This is a genomic window from Curtobacterium sp. MCLR17_045, from assembly GCF_003234405.1.
In the GTDB taxonomy this organism is placed as follows: Bacteria; Actinomycetota; Actinomycetes; order Actinomycetales; family Microbacteriaceae; genus Curtobacterium; species Curtobacterium flaccumfaciens.
In genome coordinates, this window is sequence record NZ_QKTB01000001.1 from 368808 (window position 1) to 386179 (window position 17372).

Annotated in this window: 17 protein-coding genes and 1 pseudogene; 10 read left to right on the forward strand and 8 right to left on the reverse strand. The window is 71.5% G+C overall.

Translation table 11 applies throughout. The annotated features are described in order from the left end of the window. The first annotated feature begins 86 nt into the window (after nt 1-86). From DEJ05_RS01850 to glgX, 4 genes are all read left to right on the forward strand, one after another. Nucleotides 87-269 carry a hypothetical protein gene (locus DEJ05_RS01850; RefSeq protein WP_071248776.1) on the forward strand — a complete coding sequence of 61 codons (183 nt, stop codon included), beginning with the start codon at nt 87-89 and terminating at the stop codon, nt 267-269. An 18-nt stretch (nt 270-287) separates the two neighbouring features. Further along, nucleotides 288-824 carry a MarR family winged helix-turn-helix transcriptional regulator gene (locus DEJ05_RS01855; RefSeq protein WP_071248777.1) on the forward strand — a complete coding sequence of 179 codons (537 nt, stop codon included), beginning with the start codon at nt 288-290 and terminating at the stop codon, nt 822-824. Between the two features lie 133 nt (nt 825-957). Next, a complete protein-coding gene (locus DEJ05_RS01860; protein WP_027466979.1) occupies nt 958-1572 on the forward strand; it encodes a TetR/AcrR family transcriptional regulator in 615 nt (204 codons plus the stop codon). A gap of 59 nt (nt 1573-1631) precedes the next feature. Beyond that, nucleotides 1632-3650 carry a glycogen debranching protein GlgX gene (gene glgX / locus DEJ05_RS01865; RefSeq protein ID WP_111109574.1) on the forward strand — a complete coding sequence of 673 codons (2019 nt, stop codon included), beginning with the start codon at nt 1632-1634 and terminating at the stop codon, nt 3648-3650. Nucleotides 3651-3776: 126 nt separating this feature from the next. Here the strand turns inward: glgX and DEJ05_RS01870 are convergent, their stop codons facing one another. After that, a complete protein-coding gene (locus DEJ05_RS01870) occupies nt 3777-4892 on the reverse strand; it encodes a Gfo/Idh/MocA family protein (RefSeq protein ID WP_111038652.1) in 1116 nt (371 codons plus the stop codon). Further along, nucleotides 4889-5689, reverse strand: coding sequence for a sugar phosphate isomerase/epimerase (locus DEJ05_RS01875; protein WP_171907779.1), 801 nt, complete (start codon nt 5687-5689; stop codon nt 4889-4891). Before DEJ05_RS01875 ends, DEJ05_RS01870 begins: the two co-directional genes overlap by 4 nt. 215 nt (nt 5690-5904) lie before the next feature. Here DEJ05_RS01875 and DEJ05_RS01880 point away from each other — a divergent pair, with 215 nt between their 5' ends. The 4 genes from DEJ05_RS01880 (at nt 5905) to DEJ05_RS01895 (ending at nt 10231) form a co-directional block, all read left to right on the forward strand. Further along, entirely contained in the window at nt 5905-7203 is a 1299-nt protein-coding gene (locus tag DEJ05_RS01880) for an MFS transporter (protein WP_051597042.1), read from the forward strand. Nucleotides 7204-7315: 112 nt separating this feature from the next. Continuing rightward, nucleotides 7316-8638 carry a carboxylesterase family protein gene (locus DEJ05_RS01885; RefSeq protein WP_111109575.1) on the forward strand — a complete coding sequence of 441 codons (1323 nt, stop codon included), beginning with the start codon at nt 7316-7318 and terminating at the stop codon, nt 8636-8638. A 77-nt stretch (nt 8639-8715) separates the two neighbouring features. Further along, nucleotides 8716-9306 carry a TetR/AcrR family transcriptional regulator gene (locus tag DEJ05_RS01890; RefSeq protein ID WP_181440622.1) on the forward strand — a complete coding sequence of 197 codons (591 nt, stop codon included), beginning with the start codon at nt 8716-8718 and terminating at the stop codon, nt 9304-9306. A gap of 484 nt (nt 9307-9790) precedes the next feature. Continuing rightward, on the forward strand, nt 9791-10231 hold the full coding sequence (locus DEJ05_RS01895; RefSeq protein WP_111109577.1) for an NUDIX hydrolase: 441 nt from the start codon (nt 9791-9793) through the stop codon (nt 10229-10231). A gap of 5 nt (nt 10232-10236) precedes the next feature. Here the strand turns inward: DEJ05_RS01895 and DEJ05_RS01900 are convergent, their stop codons facing one another. The 3 genes from DEJ05_RS01900 to DEJ05_RS01910 all read right to left on the reverse strand — a co-directional run bounded on the left by DEJ05_RS01900 (nt 10237) and on the right by DEJ05_RS01910 (nt 11581). Continuing rightward, nucleotides 10237-10740: a hypothetical protein gene (locus DEJ05_RS01900; RefSeq protein WP_111102861.1), complete on the reverse strand. Its 504-nt coding sequence runs from the start codon at nt 10738-10740 to the stop codon at nt 10237-10239. 209 nt (nt 10741-10949) lie between these two features. Further along, entirely contained in the window at nt 10950-11138 is a 189-nt protein-coding gene (locus tag DEJ05_RS01905; RefSeq protein ID WP_071404442.1) for a hypothetical protein, read from the reverse strand. A gap of 74 nt (nt 11139-11212) precedes the next feature. Then, complete coding sequence (locus DEJ05_RS01910; protein WP_111038647.1) at nt 11213-11581, reverse strand: VOC family protein; 369 nt, start codon at nt 11579-11581, stop codon at nt 11213-11215. Between the two features lie 54 nt (nt 11582-11635). Here DEJ05_RS01910 and DEJ05_RS01915 point away from each other — a divergent pair, with 54 nt between their 5' ends. Together DEJ05_RS01915 and DEJ05_RS01920 are read left to right on the forward strand one after the other, a co-directional pair. Further along, complete coding sequence (locus tag DEJ05_RS01915) at nt 11636-12277, forward strand: nucleoside/nucleotide kinase family protein (RefSeq protein WP_111109578.1); 642 nt, start codon at nt 11636-11638, stop codon at nt 12275-12277. Nucleotides 12278-12326: 49 nt separating this feature from the next. Continuing rightward, nucleotides 12327-13160, forward strand: a complete 834-nt coding sequence (locus DEJ05_RS01920; RefSeq protein WP_111109579.1) for an SDR family oxidoreductase — start codon at nt 12327-12329, stop codon at nt 13158-13160. Nucleotides 13161-14513: 1353 nt separating this feature from the next. Here DEJ05_RS01920 and DEJ05_RS18270 read toward each other — a convergent pair. From DEJ05_RS18270 to DEJ05_RS01935, 3 genes and pseudogenes are all read right to left on the reverse strand, one after another. After that, a pseudogene (locus DEJ05_RS18270) lies at nt 14514-15059 on the reverse strand (ArnT family glycosyltransferase); the annotation flags it as partial. 314 nt (nt 15060-15373) lie between these two features. Beyond that, entirely contained in the window at nt 15374-16651 is a 1278-nt protein-coding gene (locus tag DEJ05_RS01930) for a CynX/NimT family MFS transporter (protein ID WP_111109581.1), read from the reverse strand. Beyond that, complete coding sequence (locus DEJ05_RS01935; RefSeq protein ID WP_111109582.1) at nt 16648-17322, reverse strand: HAD hydrolase-like protein; 675 nt, start codon at nt 17320-17322, stop codon at nt 16648-16650. The genes DEJ05_RS01930 and DEJ05_RS01935 overlap by 4 nt, the downstream gene beginning before the upstream one ends. Nucleotides 17323-17372 lie beyond the last annotated feature (50 nt).

The following is a 17372-nucleotide window of genomic DNA, read 5'->3' on the forward strand; positions in this document are numbered from 1 at the left end:
TGGTTCGTTGAACTGACCGTTCACATTGTGAAAGAGTTCAGCCGTCCGCAGGGGACACACGGCAAGCAAGAAGGGCGGGACACGACATGCACAGCACGTACTCCGGGATGCCTCGGACGGCGCGGATCGGTGGCAGCCACACCCGCGTCGGTCTCACCGACCCGGCGATCATCGACGCGTACGTCGAGCGTCGCATCCAGGACCCCTCGCTGCTCGCCGGTCGTTCCGAACCGTCCTACGCGGACTTCTTCAGCACGCCTGCCGTTTAGCAAGGAGCGCATGACCCCATGCCGTTGACCGTCGTCCGTCGAGAGCACGTCCACCTCTACGCCCGCGAACCCGAGTCCGGGGTCGCGAAGACCGCCGTCGACGCGCTGCTCCGCCTGCAGCACGCCGAGGACCAGCAGATCGAGTCCGCCCGCATCGAGAGCGGCCTGTCGAAGAACGAGTTCCTCGCCGTCCGGTACATGCTCCAGGCACACAGGGACGGCCGCACGATGGGCCCGAAGGACCTCGCCGTGATGCTCGCCGTCTCGAACGCCTCCGTCACCAAGATCGTCGACGGGCTCGTGCAGAAGGGGCTGCTGTCACGCACGGCGCACCCCACCGACCGTCGTGCGCAGGTGCTCGCCCCGACCGACCAGGCCGCCGAGAAGATCGACGCCTCGTACGCGCGCTTCCACGCGGCCGTCGTCGAGGTGCTCGAGCAACTCCCCGACGCGGACAACGCCGTCCTCGCCGACTCGCTCACGAAGATCGTCGACGCGCTCGCCGCGGGCACGCCCGCGCCGGTCGACGAGTACACGGTCGACGACCAGGACTGACGCGAGCGCACCCGGCTGACGCGACCCGGCGGGTGCGACGCGACCCGATACGGACGGGAGGCCCGTGGTGCGCCCGCCACGGGCCTCCAGACCGGACGGTGGCGAGAAAACCTTCCAGCGGTAAGTTGGGTGCATGACCCACCCCGCGGACGACGCCGACGCGGCCCAGCCGCGCCGCGGCGGGTACCGCAAGGGTGCCGAGCGGCGCACGCAGATCCTGGACGAGATGATCCGCATGGTCGCGGAGCAGGGGGTCGACGCATCGTCGCTCCGCTCGGTGGCCGAGGCCCTCGGGATCACGCACGCGGCACTGCGCCACTACTTCCCGAGCCGTGACGAACTGCTGCTCGCCGTCTACCGGGAGCACGAGGTCCGCGAGCAGGGCGCGCCCGACCGGATGAAGTCGGCGATCGGCGACATGCGCGAGAGCGCGTCGCGCAACCGGGCCGTGCCGGGGCTGGTGCAGCTGTACACGACCCTCGCGGCCGACGCCGTGCAGGAGGGCCACCCGGCCACGCGCGACTTCATGCGCGAACGCTTCGCCCGGCTGCGCGCCGAACTCGCCGAACTGATCGAGGCGGACCAGGCGAGCGGCCGGATCCGCGCCGACCTGGACCCGGTCGACCTGGCGAGCCTGAGCATCGCGGCATCCGACGGGCTGCAGGTCCAGTGGCTGCTCGACCCCGACGCCGTCGACGGCGAGCGGGTGCTGCGGCTGCTCGAGCAGCTCGTCCCGCCGGTGCGCTGAGCGGCCAGGGGTACGCCCAGACCGCCGGTGGCACAGCGACCGGCCGGTAGAAGGGCAGCATGACCACTTCCACGCGCACCCCGCTCGGCGTCACGCTCGTCGACGGGGGCGCCAACGTCGCCCTGTTCTCGAGCACCGCCGAGCGGGTCGAGTTCTGCACCTTCGACGACGACGGCACCGAGCACCGCACCGAGCTCCGCAACCGCACCGGCTACACCTTCCACGACGTCGTCCCCGGCGTGACCGTCGGCACCCGCTACGGCTTCCGCGTGCACGGCGCGTGGGACCCGGCGAACGGCCTGCGCCACAACGGCGCGAAGCTCCTGCTCGACCCCTACGCCACCGCGATCGACGGCGAGTACAAGTGGGGCCAGGCGCTCTTCGGTCACGACATGAACGAGCCCGAGCAGATCGACGAGACCGACTCGGCCAGCGCGATGCCCAAGTCCGTCGTCGCCGACCGGTCCTTCGACTGGGACGGTGACACCCTGCTGCGGACCCCGCTCGCCGACACCGTCGTGTACGAGGTGCACGTCAAGGGCTTCACGAAGCAGCACCCGGACGTCCCCGAGGAGATCCGCGGCACCTACGCCGGCATGGCCCACCCGGCGGCGATCAAGCACCTCACCGACCTCGGCGTCACCGCGGTGGAGCTGCTGCCGACGCACCAGTTCGTGCAGGACTCGACGCTCCTCGACAAGGGCCTCCGCAACTACTGGGGCTACAACAGCATCGGCTTCTTCGCACCGCACGACGAGTACTCGTCCGCCGGCACCGCCGGGCAGCAGGTCGCCGAGTTCAAGGAGATGGTGAAGGCCCTGCACACCGCGGGGCTCGAGGTCATCATGGACGTCGTCTACAACCACACCGCCGAGGGCAACCACATGGGCCCGACGCTGTCGTTCAAGGGGATCGACAACCAGTCGTACTACCGGCTGGTCGAGGGTGACGAGGCGAACTACTTCGACACCACGGGCACGGGCAACAGCCTGAACGTCGGGCACCCGGCGGCCCTCGGACTCATCATGGACTCGCTCCGGTACTGGGTCGAGGAGATGCACGTCGACGGCTTCCGGTTCGACCTGGCCACGACGCTCACCCGCCAGGACGGCGAGGCCGAGAAGCACTCCGCGTTCCTCGACATCATCCACCAGGACCCCGTGCTGCGCGAGGTCAAGATGATCGCCGAGCCGTGGGACACCGCCGGCTACCAGGTCGGCGGGTTCCCGGCCGACTGGTCCGAGTGGAACGGCAAGTACCGCGACGACCTGCGTGCCTTCTGGCGCGGCGACGAGGGCGCACTCGGCGACGCCGTCCAGCGGGTCCTGGGCAGCCCGGACGTCTACGAGGGCTCACGGCGCTCCCCGCTGTGCTCGATCGACTTCGTGACCGCCCACGACGGTTTCACCCTGGCCGACCTGACGATGTACGCCGACAAGCACAACGAGGCGAACGGCGAGGACAACAACGACGGCGAGAGCGACAACACCTCGTTCAACGGCGGTATCGAGGGCCCGACCGACGACGGCGCGGTGAACGACTACCGCGACCGGCAGCGCCGCAACTTACTCGGCACCCTGCTGCTCTCCGCCGGCGTACCGATGATCCTGGGTGGCGACGAGCTCGCCCGGTCACAGGGCGGCAACAACAACGCGTACTGCCAGGACGACGAGATCTCGTGGTTCGACTGGGCCGCCGCCGACCAGGACCTGCTCGCCTTCACCACGGCGGCCATCGCGTTCCGTCGACAGCACCAGGCGCTGCGTCCGGAGTGGTTCCGCACCGCGCCGGGTGACTCGGAGTCGACGGTGACCGTGCTCCGTGCCGACGCCGCCGGGTTCGAGGACGGCGACTGGGCGGACGGCGGCAACCGGGCCGTGACGCTCGTGCTGCACCAGGGCGACGACACCGTGGCCGTGCTGCTGAACGCGTCGGACACCACGGTGGAGTTCACGCTGCCGGAGCGTCCGGGTGGGGGCAGCTGGTCCCTCGGGCTGTCGAGCGACCCCGACCAGGCCGTGGTGGGCGACGCGGCGACCCTGCTCGTGCGCGACGCGTCCTTCACCGCGCTGGTCTGACGGGCGCGGGCTCGCGCGGCGGCGCGCTCGCGCGGTTTCGCTTGGTGCGCAGAAATGGTCGGGTTCCCGCGGGGGGACCCGACCATTCCTGCTCACAAAGTGGTGCGCGTGGTGCTCGCGGCGCTCCTAGGCGTTCGCGCCCGCGGTCAGCACAGCTGCCGCGGGGTCGAAGTCCTCGGGCAGCGGCGGGACCGCGTCCACGGTCGACGTGATGTCGACGGCGGAACCCGACTCGGCCGCGTCACGGATGCCGAGCAGCACGTCGAGCACGTGCAGCGCGACGGCGCCGGAGGCACGCTCGGGGCGGTCCTCCGCGATGGCGCGGGCGAGCTCGACGACACCAGTGCCACGGCCCCAGGTGGAGCCGACCGCTTCGAGCGTCTCGGGCTCGTCCTGTCCGTAGCGCCAGAGCTGCGACGAGCCCTCGAACGTGTTCGGGTCCGGCAGCGAGATCGTGCCGAGCGTGCCGTTGATCTCGACGAAGCCCATGCGCGGCAGGGCGTGCTGGAACGAGAACGTCGACTGGGCGGACTGCCCGCCGGCGAACTCGATCAGGGCAGCGTGGTGCGTCGGGACCTCGACCGGGAACGTCTCGCCGGCGCGGGGGCCGGACGCGATCGTGCGACGGTCGAGCGACTTCGAGGACACCGCCTGCACGCGCGAGGCGGTGCCGAACGCGTGCACCAGGGTCGTCACGTAGTACGGGCCCATGTCGAACAGGGGGCCGGCGCCGGTGGCGAACAGGAAGTCCGGGTTCGGGTGCCACGCCTCGGGTCCGGGGACGTGGAACAGCGTCGTCGCGGACAGTGGCTCGCCGATGTCACCGCGGGCGATGGCCCGCAGCGCCGTCTGGATGCCCGCGCCGAGCACGGTGTCCGGAGCGGTCGCGACGCGCAGGCCCTTGGCCTTCGCCGACTCGAGCACCGCGGCGGCCGACGCGTGGTCGGTCGCGATCGGCTTCTCGCTCCAGACGTGCTTGCCGGCGTCGATGATCTGCTGGTCGACCTCGGCGTGCGCGGCCGGGATCGTCAGGTTGATCACGATCGAGATGTCGTCGCGGGCGAGGAGTTCCTCGACCGATCCCGACGAGGCGACGCCGTACTCCGCCGCCTGGGCAGCAGCGCGGTCGAGCAGCACGTCGGCGACGAAGCGGACCTCGACGTCGGCGAACTTGGTCAGGTTCTCGAGGTACTGGGTGGAGATGTTGCCGGCACCGATGATGCCGATCCCGACACGGCTCACTTGTCGTTGTCCTTGAGCCAGGTGAGGGACTCGGTGATGCCCTCGAAGACGTCGCCCTTGTACGCGTCGAACTCGACCACGCGGATCGCCTGCGGTGCGGCGGCGAGGATGGCGGTCACGTCGACGTCGCCTTGACCGGCCGGCGTCTGGTTCTCGAAGGCGCGCTGCAGTGCCTCGGGCACGATGAGGGCGCTCTCGGACGAGGGCAGCGCGGTGCGGATGTCACCGTCGACCTTGCCGTCCTTGACGTGGATCGCGACGACACGGTCGCCCAGGCCCTTGAGCACGGCGGGGGCGTCGGCGCCACCGACGGTCGCCCAGAAGGTGTCGACCTCGAGGACGGTCTCCGGCGACAGCTGCGACACGAAGAGGTCGTAGACGGTGCGGCCGTCGACCTTGTTCGTGAACTCCCACTGGTGGTTGTGGTACCCGAACTGCAGGCCACGGCCGGCGGCCTCGGCGGTCAGCTCGTTGACGCGCTCGGCGATCTTCGCGACGTCGTCGGCGGTCTGCCAGCGGTCGGTCGGGATGAACGGGTCGATGACGGTGCGGATGCCGAGGCGCTCGGCGGCGTCCCAGATCGGGGCGGTGTCCTCGGCGTCGATCACGGCGACGTGGCCGGACGGAGCCTTGAGGCCGGTGGCCGCGAACGCACGCTCGAGGTCGGTGGCGCGCTCGACGAACGCGTAGGGCTCGACGTTCTCGTACCCGATCTCGGCGACACGGGCGATGGCCTTGTCGAGGTCTTCGGCGATGGCGTCGCGCAGCGAGTACAGCTGCACAGAAGTGGTGGGCATTGCAGAGGCTCCTTCGATCCTGTCTGGGTGTCGCGGCCCGTCGAGGAGCGATGCTCCGCGGCGAGATCGATGACGACGCTACCCCAAAAACCACCCGGTGTGTAGTTTTTGCTGCCCCGTGTGACGACCCCGGTGTTGCGGACAACACGTGTCGATGTATGCTCGCGTCGGAAAAACCTTGTCAGGCAAGGTTTTCATCGACTCAAGGAGGCGTCATGAGCACACCCGAACCCGGCAGCCCGGCACTGCTCAACCCGGAAGAGGGCATCACCCAGCCCGTCAGCACGGTGAAGGTGGGCATCGGCTACCAGATCGCCCTGTTCCTCGGGCAGTTCGGCCTCTTCGTCGCGCTCATGGCGCCCGTCTACGTGAGCATGCAGCTCAAGGCGCAGGCCCTGGTCGGCGACGACGCTGCGAACGTCATCGGCTCGGTGCTGCCGATCGGCGCGTTCGGTGCGCTCATCATGAACCCCCTCGCGGGTGCCCTGTCCGACCGCACCCGCACGCGCTGGGGCCGTCGTCGCCCCTGGCTGCTCAGCGGCGTCGTGGTCTTCGCGATCGCCCTCGCCTGGATCGCCTACTCGCCGGACGTCCTCAACCTGACGCTGGCCTGGCTGCTCGCCCAGCTCGCCGCGAACGCCACCCTCGCCACCCTGCTCGCGAGCTTCGCCGACAACGTGCCGCAGCTGCAGCGCGGCCGGTCCTCGAGCATCATCGCGCTCGCGCAGAACATCGCCGTGCTCGCCGGCACCTACCTGTCGGTCTTCTTCGTCGCGAACCTGCCCGTGCTGTTCATCGCGCCCGGCATCCTGGCGATCATCCTGGTCGCCGTGTACGCCGTCGTCGCGCGGGACGACCTGCCCACGTACAAGCTCAAGAAGTTCACGTTCCTGAACCTCATCGCTTCGTTCTGGACGAACCCGGTCAAGAACCCGGACTTCGCGTTCGCGTGGTGGTCGCGCTTCCTCATCATCTTCGCGACCTTCATGTTCACGACGTACCGCCTGCTCTACATGGAGCAGCACCTCGGCATCGAGAGCGCGAAGGAGGCGACGGCCGCCGTCGCCTTCGGTGTGCTGCTCTACACGATCGCGCTGCTGGTCAGTGCGGCGCTGTCCGGCTGGGCCTCGGACAAGCTCGGTCGCCGCAAGGTGTTCGTCGGTGGCTCCACGGCGATGTTCGCCGTCGGACTCATCGTGCTGGCGCACGCCGACACGGTCAACGGCTTCTACGTCGCCGAGGTCATCATGGGCTTCGCGTACGGCATCTACTCCGCGATCGACACCGCACTCGTCGTCGACGTGCTGCCGAACGCCGACCGCCCCGGCAAGGACCTCGGGGTCATCAACATCGCCAACGCGCTGCCGCAGTCGCTCGCCCCGGCCGTCGCCCTGTTCTTCCTGAAGATCGGGTCCGGTGACGCCGCCGACAACTACACGCTCATGTGCTGGGCAGCCGGCGCGATCGCCATCATCGGCGCACTCGTCGTGATCCCCATCAAGCGGGTGCGGTAGCGCCCGTCGCGCAACGCGACCAGAAGAGGGACGGGAGGCCCGTGGCGACGCCGCCACGGGCCTCCCGTCCGTCTGCCTGGTTGCGTCAGCCGGCCCCGATAGCGTGAACCACATGCTCGCCGCCGCCCCAGCCCCGTTCGACACCCCCGCAGGCCGCATCGTCGGGGCGGTCGACGGCGACGTGGTGCGGGCGCTCGGGATCCCGTACGCGCAGGCCGAACGGTTCGCCCCGCCGCAGCCGATGCCACCGTTCGATGGCGAGCTGCACGCGTCGACCCCGTCGCCGGTCGCACCGCAGCCGCACGAGGAGTTCGTCGACCTGCTGCTCAACCCGATCCAGGGCATCGAGGTCGACGAGCACTGCCAGCGGCTCTCGATCACGCTGCCCGCCGACGTCCGTCCAGGCGAGCAGCTGCCCGTGATGGTCTGGATCCACGGTGGCTCGTACGTCATCGGCGGCGGCGACCTGCCGATCTACGACGCCCGCGACCTGGTGACCGAGCAGCGCGTGATCGTGGTGTCGGTCACGTTCCGGCTCGGCGTGCTCGGATTCCTCGGTGACGGCGAGACGATCCCGGCGAACCTCGGGCTCCTCGACCTGGTCGAGTCGCTGCGCTGGGTGCGCGCGAACATCGCTTCGTTCGGCGGCGACCCCGACCTGGTCACCGTCTTCGGGCAGTCGGCCGGCGGGGACGCGGCCGCGCACCTGATGATCAGCGCCGGCGCCGAAGGGCTCTTCCGCCGCGCGATCATCCAGAGCGCTCCGCTCGGGCTGTCCCGCCGTCGGGCACGGATGAACCGCGCGATGGTCCGGGCGGTCGGCACCGTGCACGCCGACACCCCGCTCGAGGACCTGCTCGACCGTCAGGCGCTCGGCACCCGGGCCGCCGCGCCGTACGGACTCGCCGCCGGCATGCCCTTCGGCACCCAGTACGGGTTCGCGCCGCTGCCCGCCGAGCGTGACCTCGACGCCGCGTGGAGCCGGGTCGCCCCCGACGTCGACGTGCTGATCGGGTCCGGTTCGGACGAGGCCGGCATGTACGTGCCGCTCGTGCCGGGCCTGCGTCGGGTCACCCGGTCACGGGTGCTGCGGTCGGCCCTGCGGTGGTGGGTCGTCCGTCCGCTGTCCGACGTCATCTACGGGCGCGACGCCCGACGGTTCACCGAACGGCACCGACGCGCAGGCGGCCGCGCGACCTCGTACCGACTGCACCGCGGTGTCACGAGCACCCCGACCGGAGCCGTGCACATGAGCGACCTGCCGCTGCTGCTCGGCGGCCGCGAGGCCTGGGCCGGCACCCGGTTCGTCCCCGAACGCGACTGGCCCGAGGTCGAGCGCCGCGGCCGGGCCTTCCGGGCGATATGGGCCGACTTCGCCCGCACCGGCGAGGTCCGGGCGCCCGACGACGAGACGCTGACGTTCGACCGCGGCTGACCGGGAGCCGAGGACGGTGGCCGCGCCCCCTGAACTGGCGGTCGCGTGCCGCTGACCGGCCCCGCACAATCGTCAGCATGCCCACGACCGATGTCGACCTCCGCGCACGCATCGTCGCCGGGGCGATCAGTGCCTACCGAGCCGGGGACTTCCACCGTGTCGGGCCCGACGAGGTCGCCGAGCACGCCGGGGTCACGGCCGACGAGTTCCACCGGGCGTACCCGATGTGGGAACTCCTGGTGGTCGCGGTCATGGACAAGTGGAACAACGGCAGCCGACTCGAGCTCTGGCCGATCGCGGAGCGGGACGGCACGGTCGCCTACCTGCGTGCCCGGCTCGCGGCGGGCGTGGAGGATCCGGCCCTCGTGCGCCTCCGGGTCGCCGTGCTCAGCGCCGCCTCGAACCCCGACCACCCCGCCGCCGGGTGGTTCCGCACGCAGTACACGCGGGCGTTCGAGGACGTCACCCTCGCCCTGGTCCGTGACGTCGTCGCCGGCCGGGAGTCCCGTGGCGCCTCGCCCCGGCACGCGGCCGAGCAGCTCATGGCCCTGTACGAGGGACTCCAGCTGCAGTCCGTGATCCGTGACGACGGGGAGCCGCTCAGCGCCTTCGACCGGGCGGTCGCCCGGATGCGCGTGGGCTGGGCAGCGGCACGCGTCGACGCCTGATCCGGGTCGGGCGACCACGTCGGACGGCCGGTAGGCACCAACCCGGGTCCGGGGCCTCGCGCGGCGAGCGGTCATGACTCCCCGCGCGTGCAGCGTCGCGTGGTCACGTTCCGGCGTCTGGCGGTGCCGCAAGCAACGGTTCGTGACCGCTCGGCGGGCAGCCATCGGGGTGTCCTGACCGCGCGCCGGCCGCCCGGCGTGGACGTCCCGGCAGCACGCCGGACGGCCGGTAGGCCCATGGCGGCGGCGACTCGCGCCTGCCGGCCCGGGGAGTGGTCGCGACACACCGCACGTGCTGCGTCGCGTGGTCACGTTCCGTCGTTTGCGGGCGGCGGGGCCGACGGTCTGTGACCGCTCGGCGTGCGGGCCGCGGGGGGTCGTGACCGGTGGCGGGCTGGTGGAGCGTCCGCACCACCCCGGTCCACGGCCTGGAGGCCCGGCGCGGCTGGCAGACGTCGGTGCACCCACCTGGCATGGTCGGCCCATGGAGTACACGGACTACGACACCCGGCTCGCCGCCTACGGCGTGATCACGGACGGTGACCGCGTGCTCCTGGCGAAGCTGCGTCACCCCGACGCGGGCACGTGGACGTTGCCGGGCGGCGGGGTCGAGTTCGACGAGACCGTCGAGCAGGCCGTCATGCGCGAGATCCGCGAGGAGACCGGGTACGAGGCCCAGGCCGGTGCCCTGCTCGGGGTCCGGCACCACATCGTCCCCGCGGAGCGCCGCATCCACGCCAACGGTCGCCCGATGAAGGCCGTGCAGGTGGTGTTCCGGGCGACGATCACCGGGGGAACCCTGCGGCACGAGCTCGACGGCTCGACCGACGAGTCGCGGTGGATCCCCGTCGCCGAGCTCCCGCACCACCGCCACGGCCTGCTCGTGCCGATCGCCCTCGGCTGGGCGGGCGCCCTGTCCCGCTGACCGCGTCAACCCGCGTGCAGCACCGCGAACTGCGGTGGGACCGCGGTGGGTTCCGGGGGCTGGACACCCCACCCGAGGTTGCGGAGCGACTGCGCGGTCTCTGCCGGGAACTGCCGAGCGGTTGCCTCGGCTTCTTCGCGGCGCCAACGATTCCGGAACCCGTGCACGGCCTCCCGCCACGTCGGCAACGCGTCCACGCCGCACTCGACGATGACGAACTCGACCACGTCGGCGAGGCTCGGCCGGAAGTGCGGGCCGCCGAGCGGGAAGTGCAAGGACGACAACCGCGCCGCATCACGCTGCCCGGAACCGTGGTCGCGGGCTCTGGCCAGCAGCGAACTGAACGCGCCGCGCTCGGCGTGCAGGTGCCAGTGCGACTGCGGAGTCGCGGTCAACGCTTCCTGGAACTCGAAGCGGACCAGTGGCTGTCGTTCGTCGACCAGGAAGAGGGTGAACCGGCTCTCGTTCAGCTCGAGGACCTCGAGATGACTCTTCCATCGGTACCGCATCGACAGTGTGACATTGGCGGTGTGAACGCCGCCGATGTTCAGCCGGACCGGTGGAGTCGTTCCTGACGCAGCGGCAGGCTGCACGACGATCGTTCCATCGGGGACATCCAGCTCGTAGTCGATCTGCACCCCGTGCCCGGGCAGGGAAGAGTCCAGGAGCTCTTGGGCGACGGCTGCGTGATGCTGGCCGGCTCCATCGGACACCTCAGTCATCGCTCACCGAGCAGGAACGAGATGCTGTCCAGCCAGTCCTGTGCGAGGTACTCGTCGATGAACAGGTCGCGCCACTGCTCGGTCGGGGCGAACTCCCGCTCGTCCAGGTTCCACTCTGCGCGGACGCGTTCGCGCTCGGCGAGGAGCCCCTCGCGGGTCCAATGCCGTCCCAGCACCTTCGTCATGGCCGTCCTCTCGTCGGTGAGAGGACGGTAGGACGATCAGCAGCGCCGACGCGAGCTTTCGGAATACAACATGTTCACTCCTCGATGACGCTGAGGACGTTGCCCGACGGGTCGGTGAACCAGGCGATGAGCGGCCCGCCCTTCCGGTTCACACCCCGGTCGTCGGTCATCCCCTCGTACTGCAGGAACACGACGCCCTTCGCGGTGAGCTCGTCGACCGCGGCGTCGATGTCCGGCACCGGGAAGTTCAGCACTGTGAAGGCCGCCGGTTCGTGACCCGGGCCCTTCGGGTAGACGAGCACCTGGTGTCCACCGCCGAGCTGCAGGAAGAGCATGCCGTGGTCCTCGGTGACCTCGACCCCCAGGACGTCCTCGTAGAACGCCTTCGCCTCGGGCACGTCGCGCACCGAGAACCCGCTGAACGCCTTCGTCGCATCGACCATGCGGCAAGTGAACCACCGCGGCCCGGCGTCGGTGCGCTCTGCGAGGATGAAGCCGTGAGCGACTCCGGCACGACCGTCGACCAGGCCGTCGAGCGCGCCGTCGAACTGGCCCGTTCGAGCGAGCGCACGGTGCTCGGGATCGCCGGAGCACCGGGTGCCGGCAAGTCCACGCTCGCCCGTCGCATCGTCACCGCCGTCGACGACCGCCTGGGTGCAGGCACCGCTGTGCAGGTCCCGATGGACGGCTTCCACCTGTCGAACGCGGCGCTCGCCGCCCTCGGCCGGCACGACCGCAAGGGCGCGGCGGACACCTTCGACGCCGACGGCTACGTCGCGCTCGTCCGCCGACTCGTCGCCGCCGACGAGGACGTGGTGTGGGCGCCGGACTTCGACCGTCGCGTGGACGAACCCGTGGCCGGCAGCATCGCGGTGCCCCGCGCAGCCCGACTCGTGGTGTCCGAGGGCAACTACCTGCTCGACGACACCGCACCGTGGTCGACGCTGCCGACGCTCTTCACCGAGACCTGGTTCTGCGCCGTCGCCGACGACGTGCGGCTCGACCGCCTGGTCGGACGGCACATGCGGCACGGCCGCGACCACGACGCCGCCCGCGCGTGGGCGGTGGAGGTGGACGGCGTGAACGCCGCGAGGGTCGCGCCCACGGTGATCCGTGCCTCCAGGACGATCTTGACGTGACCACGACGACCCCGACCACCACGACGCGACACCGACACGAGGAGCGACCATGACCATCGCCATCACCGGAGCGACCGGCAACATCGGGGGCGCCGTGAGCGCGGCGCTCGCCGCGGACGCCGTGCCGTTCCGGATGCTCGTGCGCGACGCCTCCCGTGCGCCGGAACTTCCGGGCACCGAGGTCGCCGTCGCGACCTTCGCCGACGCCGACGCGAGCCGGACCGCCCTGCAGGGCGTCGAGGTGCTGCTCATGGTCTCGGCGGCCGAAGCCCAGGACCGCCTCGACCAGCACCGGGCGTTCGTCGCCGCGGCGGCCGAAGCGGGCGTGCGGCACGTCGTCTACACGTCGTTCCTCGGCTCGGCTCCCGACGCGACCTTCACGCTCGGCCGCGACCACTGGGCGACGGAGCAGGCGATCCGCGAGAGCGGGATGGCGTTCACGTTCCTGCGCGACAGCTTCTACCTGGACTTCGTCGAGGACCTGGTCGGCGAGGACGGCGTGATCCGCGGCCCGGCCGGCGACGGCGCCATGGCCGCGGTGGCCCGTGCCGACGTCGCCCGCGTCGCGACCGCGGTGCTGCACGACCCGGACGCCCACCGCGACCAGACGTACGAGCTGACCGGCCCCGAGGCGATCACCCTGGCCCAGGCGGCGGCGATCGTGTCCGAGGTCCGCGGCCGCACGGTCAGCTACCACCCGGAGACCCTCGACGAGGCGTACGCATCACGTGCGCAGTGGAACCCGGAGCCGTGGCAGGCCGACGCCTGGGTGAGCACCTACACGGCCATCGCCGAGGGGGCGCTCGCGCGCGTGTCCGGCGACGTCGAACGCATCACCGGGCGTCCGCCGATGTCCCTGCGCGAGGTGCTCGCCGCGAGCTGACCCGTGGTGGCGGAGCGCACCGGGTCCGATCGACGGGCCGGGCAGCCCGCAGTGCCACACGGTCCAGGCGATGCCGTCCGCCCGGCGCGGCTGCATCGGCAGGCGTGCGTGCCGGGTGCCGCTGGTGAGTGCTCGGCAGCCCCCGGCCAGTGCGGCGCGCAGGACCGGGTCGGTGCGGGGCGCGTGGGCCTCGACGACGAGGACGCGCAGGCCGTCGGCGATCCTCCGGCGGATCTGGTGCGTCGTGAAGACGGGCACGGTGCCCGAGAACCCGCCGTCCGTCAGCACGGGGAGTCCGGTCGCGTCGATGACGGGTGCGGAGATGTGCCACGTGTCCGTCATGAAGAGCGGTTCGTCGTGCCGGTACCCCTCCAGGCGTCGCGCGGTCGCGACGAGTCGGCTGAGGGCACGCGGGTAGGGCGTCGATCCGCCCCACGGGTCCGGGCGCGACACGTGGAAGACGTCCGGGCTGCCGACCGGGATCGGCCAGCGCGCGGGCCACGGCCCGACCGACGCGTCGACGCCGCTGCCGTCGCGGGTCGCGTCGAGGGCCTGCAGTGAGAACGCGGCGGGTCCGGCGACGAGCGCGAGCCCGGCTGCCAGCGCGATGGCCGTCCGGGAGGCCCGGTGCCGGTCCGGTCCGCGCGTCGCCTCCCAGCGGGGTCGCCACCACACCGCCACCAGCGTCGCGACGACGGCGACCGCCGAGACGGTGATCGCGGGCGCGGCGAGCACGCTCGGCATCGCGGTGCCCCGGGCGAGGAACACCACCCAGCCGAGCTGCGCCGCGGCGAGGACGACCGGGAGAGCCCGGAGCCCTCGAGACTGCGCCCGGACGAGCCCGACCGCACCGCGCCACCCGAGGGCTGCGAGCAGGGCGAGCTGCACGCCGATCGCGGCGACGTAGGCGGTGTGCGGCACGGCGGCCACCGAGAGCACGGCCGCCGCGGTGCCGAGCCAGACCACCAGGACGGCCAGGGTGGCGGATCCGGCGCGGGTGTCGAACGCGTGCCCGAACGGGGAGCCGAGGGCACCGGGCCGCTCCGCACGGCGGCGGACGAGCACCACGGCCGCGACCACCACGCCGAACACCGCCGCGGGCAGGAGCCAGGCCACCTGTGACGCCAGGTGCGGTCCGAGCAGCTTGCCGAACCCGGCCGGACCACCGCGCCAGGTGTGCGGACCGAACGGCACCGTGAACGACCGGACGGACCCGGGCACCGCGCCGGGCAGGAACCGGTCGATGCCGTTGTACCCGAACACCATCGCGAGCGGACTGTCGTCGGTGGAGCCGTCCGCCCACGGCCGCGAACCCGACGGGGTGAGTGCCAGCGCGGTCACCCACGACACCGACGCCAGGACTGCGACGATCCCGAGCACCCCGGCGCGGACCACCCGGGTGCCGAAGCGGAAGGAGCCGTCGTCGTGCCGGGCCGAGGCCAGCAGGGTGCCGAGCAGCAGTGCCGGCAGCACGAACCAGGCCTGCACCATCTTCGCCTGGAACCCGACGCCGACCGCCAGGCCCGCGGTGACGAGCGGCCACCAGCGCCCGGTCAGTGCCGCGTGCTGCCAGCACAGCAGGGCGACGGCCAGCGCGGCGGTGACCATGCCGTCCTCCATCGGGTGCGCGAACATCGACACGAAGACCGGCGTCGACCCGGCTGCTGCGGCAGCGACGAGGCCCGTCCCGACGCCGGCCCAGCGGAGTCCGACCAGGGAGCAGGCCCACAGGGTGACGAGCCCCTCGACGACCTGGGGGAACGCGAGTGCGGCGGTGGAGTGCCCGAACAGCCGGAGGCTCAGCGCCTGCGGGACGGCGAAGCCGCTGAGCTTGTCGAGCGTCACCGTCGCGGAGGGGTCGAACGCGCCCGAGAACAGCGCCGGCCACGACTCGGACATCGACCGCGCCGACGCCTGGTAGAAGCTGAAGTCCCCGCCACGGCCCAGGTTCCAGGCGAGCAGCACGGTCGTGCCGACCGCGATCACGAGCAGGGTGAGCCGTGCTGCGAGCGGCTGGTCCCGCCACCGGGCGGGTCGTCGGATGTCCACTCTCCGGACCTTGGCCGTCCGGGATGACGACCGGCCGGGACCGTGCCGCCAGCTGGCCCCGAAGCCGGTCCGCGCGCTGAGGGGTCGTGCGGGTGCGGCCCCCGTCGGTCAGCGCCTCGGGGGTCGAGCCGGAGCGGGGTCTCAGCCGGCGTCCGGGTTCGGGGTCAGGACACCCGTCGCGCGGCGAACGTCCCGACGACACCGAGGGTGAGCACTGCGACGAGCACGACGAGCAACGGTGCCGTCCAGTTCCCCGTCGCACCGTGCAGGGCACCGGCGACGAGCGGCCCGGCCGACCCGAGCAGGTACCCGCCGCCCTGCACGAACGCGGACATCCGGCGGGCGTCGGCGTCGCTCGAGACGATCCGCACGATGACGATGAAGATCACGGTGATGCCACCACCCTGGGCTGCACCGCCGAGCACCGACCACAGCAACCAGAGCTGCGGGGCGAACAGCAGCCCGAGCGGCATCGCCAGCCACAGGGTGCCGACCAGGGCGATGATCGCCGCCGGACGCCACCGGGTCGCGAGCAGCGGGACACCGAGTGCCCCGACGACGGCCAGGATCTGGAACACCGACGAGCTCGCGCCCGACGACGCCTTCGAGAACCCGATCTCGTCGTGCAGCAGCGTCGGGATCCACGCGGTGAGGGCGTAGTACGAGAACGCCTGACCACCGAAGGCGAGTGTCAGGCCCCAGGTGATGAGCCGTCGTGCCGGCCGGATCGGCTCGGCGACGGCGACCCGTGCGGCCTCGGCGGCGCGGGCGGTCCGGATCGCCCCGGTGTCGAGCACCTGGTCGATCGGGCCGGTGACGGGCAGTGGTTCGTCCTGCTCGGAGGGCAGCGGGCGTCGCCAGGCGGCGCGAGCACCGACCGTGTAGGTCCAGGCCGCGGCGGCGATGAGTGCGAAGACCGCCCAGATCGCGATGGCGACCGGCCACCCCCACAGGGCGGCCAGGGGAGCGGTGCCGAGCGACGTGATCATCGACCCGACGTTGAGCGCCGACGTGTAGACGCCGGTGACCAGGCCGACACGTTCCGGCGAGGTGTCCCGCCGGATGACCACCGGGATCACCACGTTGCCGATCGTGATGCCGATGCCGATGACCGCGGTGCCGATCAGCAGCGCCGCCGACGAGGGCATCGAGCGCACGACGGTGCCCGCGAGCACGATGACGAGCGACAGCGAGACCGCGCGCTCGGGGTCGGCCTTCGCGATGACCCAGCTGGCGAACGGCGTCGCGAGGGCGAAGCACAGCACCGGGATCGTCGTCAGCAGCCCGGCGATCGTCGCGGTCAGGCCGAGGTCGGCGCGGACGTCCCCGATGACCGGGGCGGTCGCGACGATCGGGCCGCGGAAGTTCAGGGCGATCAGGACGATGGCCGCCGGCAGCAGCCAGGCGGCGCCGCGGAGACCCCGGCGTGCAACGTCGTTCATGCGGACGGCGTCGCGGACGGCAGCAGGATCGGCAGCAGGTCGAGCGGGGTGGCGGCGCGGGCGATGGTGCCCTCGGCCTCGTCGGGGGAGCCGTAACCCCACTCGGCGAAGACGACCGGGACGCCGTGCACGGTCGCCCCCTCGACGTCGTGCTTCCGGTCGCCGATCAGCACCGGGCGGCTGGTGTCGAAGCCGTGGGCCTCGAGGCGTCGCAGGGCCTCTTCGACGACGTCGGCCTTGCTCGACCGCACCTCGTCGTCGCTCGCACCGGTGATGATGTCGATGTCCCCGGTGAGGCCGTAGTGCTCGAGGATGTAGGTCGCCGGGGTCTCCGGCTTGCTCGTCGCCATCGAGATCGGCAGCCCCGCCTGGTGCAGGGTGCGCAGCACGACGTCGATGTCCGGGAACATCTCGGAGTCGAGCGCCCCGTGCGAGAAGTAGTGCTCGCGGTAGACGGCGAGCGTGCGGTCGGCCAGTTCGTCGTCCATGCCCATCGCGATCCGGAACGTGTCCATGATCGGCGGGCCCACGAACGACATCAGGGTGTCGCGGTCCGGCACCGGGACGCCGACGGTGCGGAAGGTGTGCGTCAGGCTCTCGAGGATGCCCGGCGCGGAGTCGCTGATGGTGCCGTCGAGGTCGAACAGGATGGCGGAGAACGGGCTGGTCATGTCCTGCCCACCCTAGCCGGGCCGTGGCGGCGACCATCCGGGATCCGTCG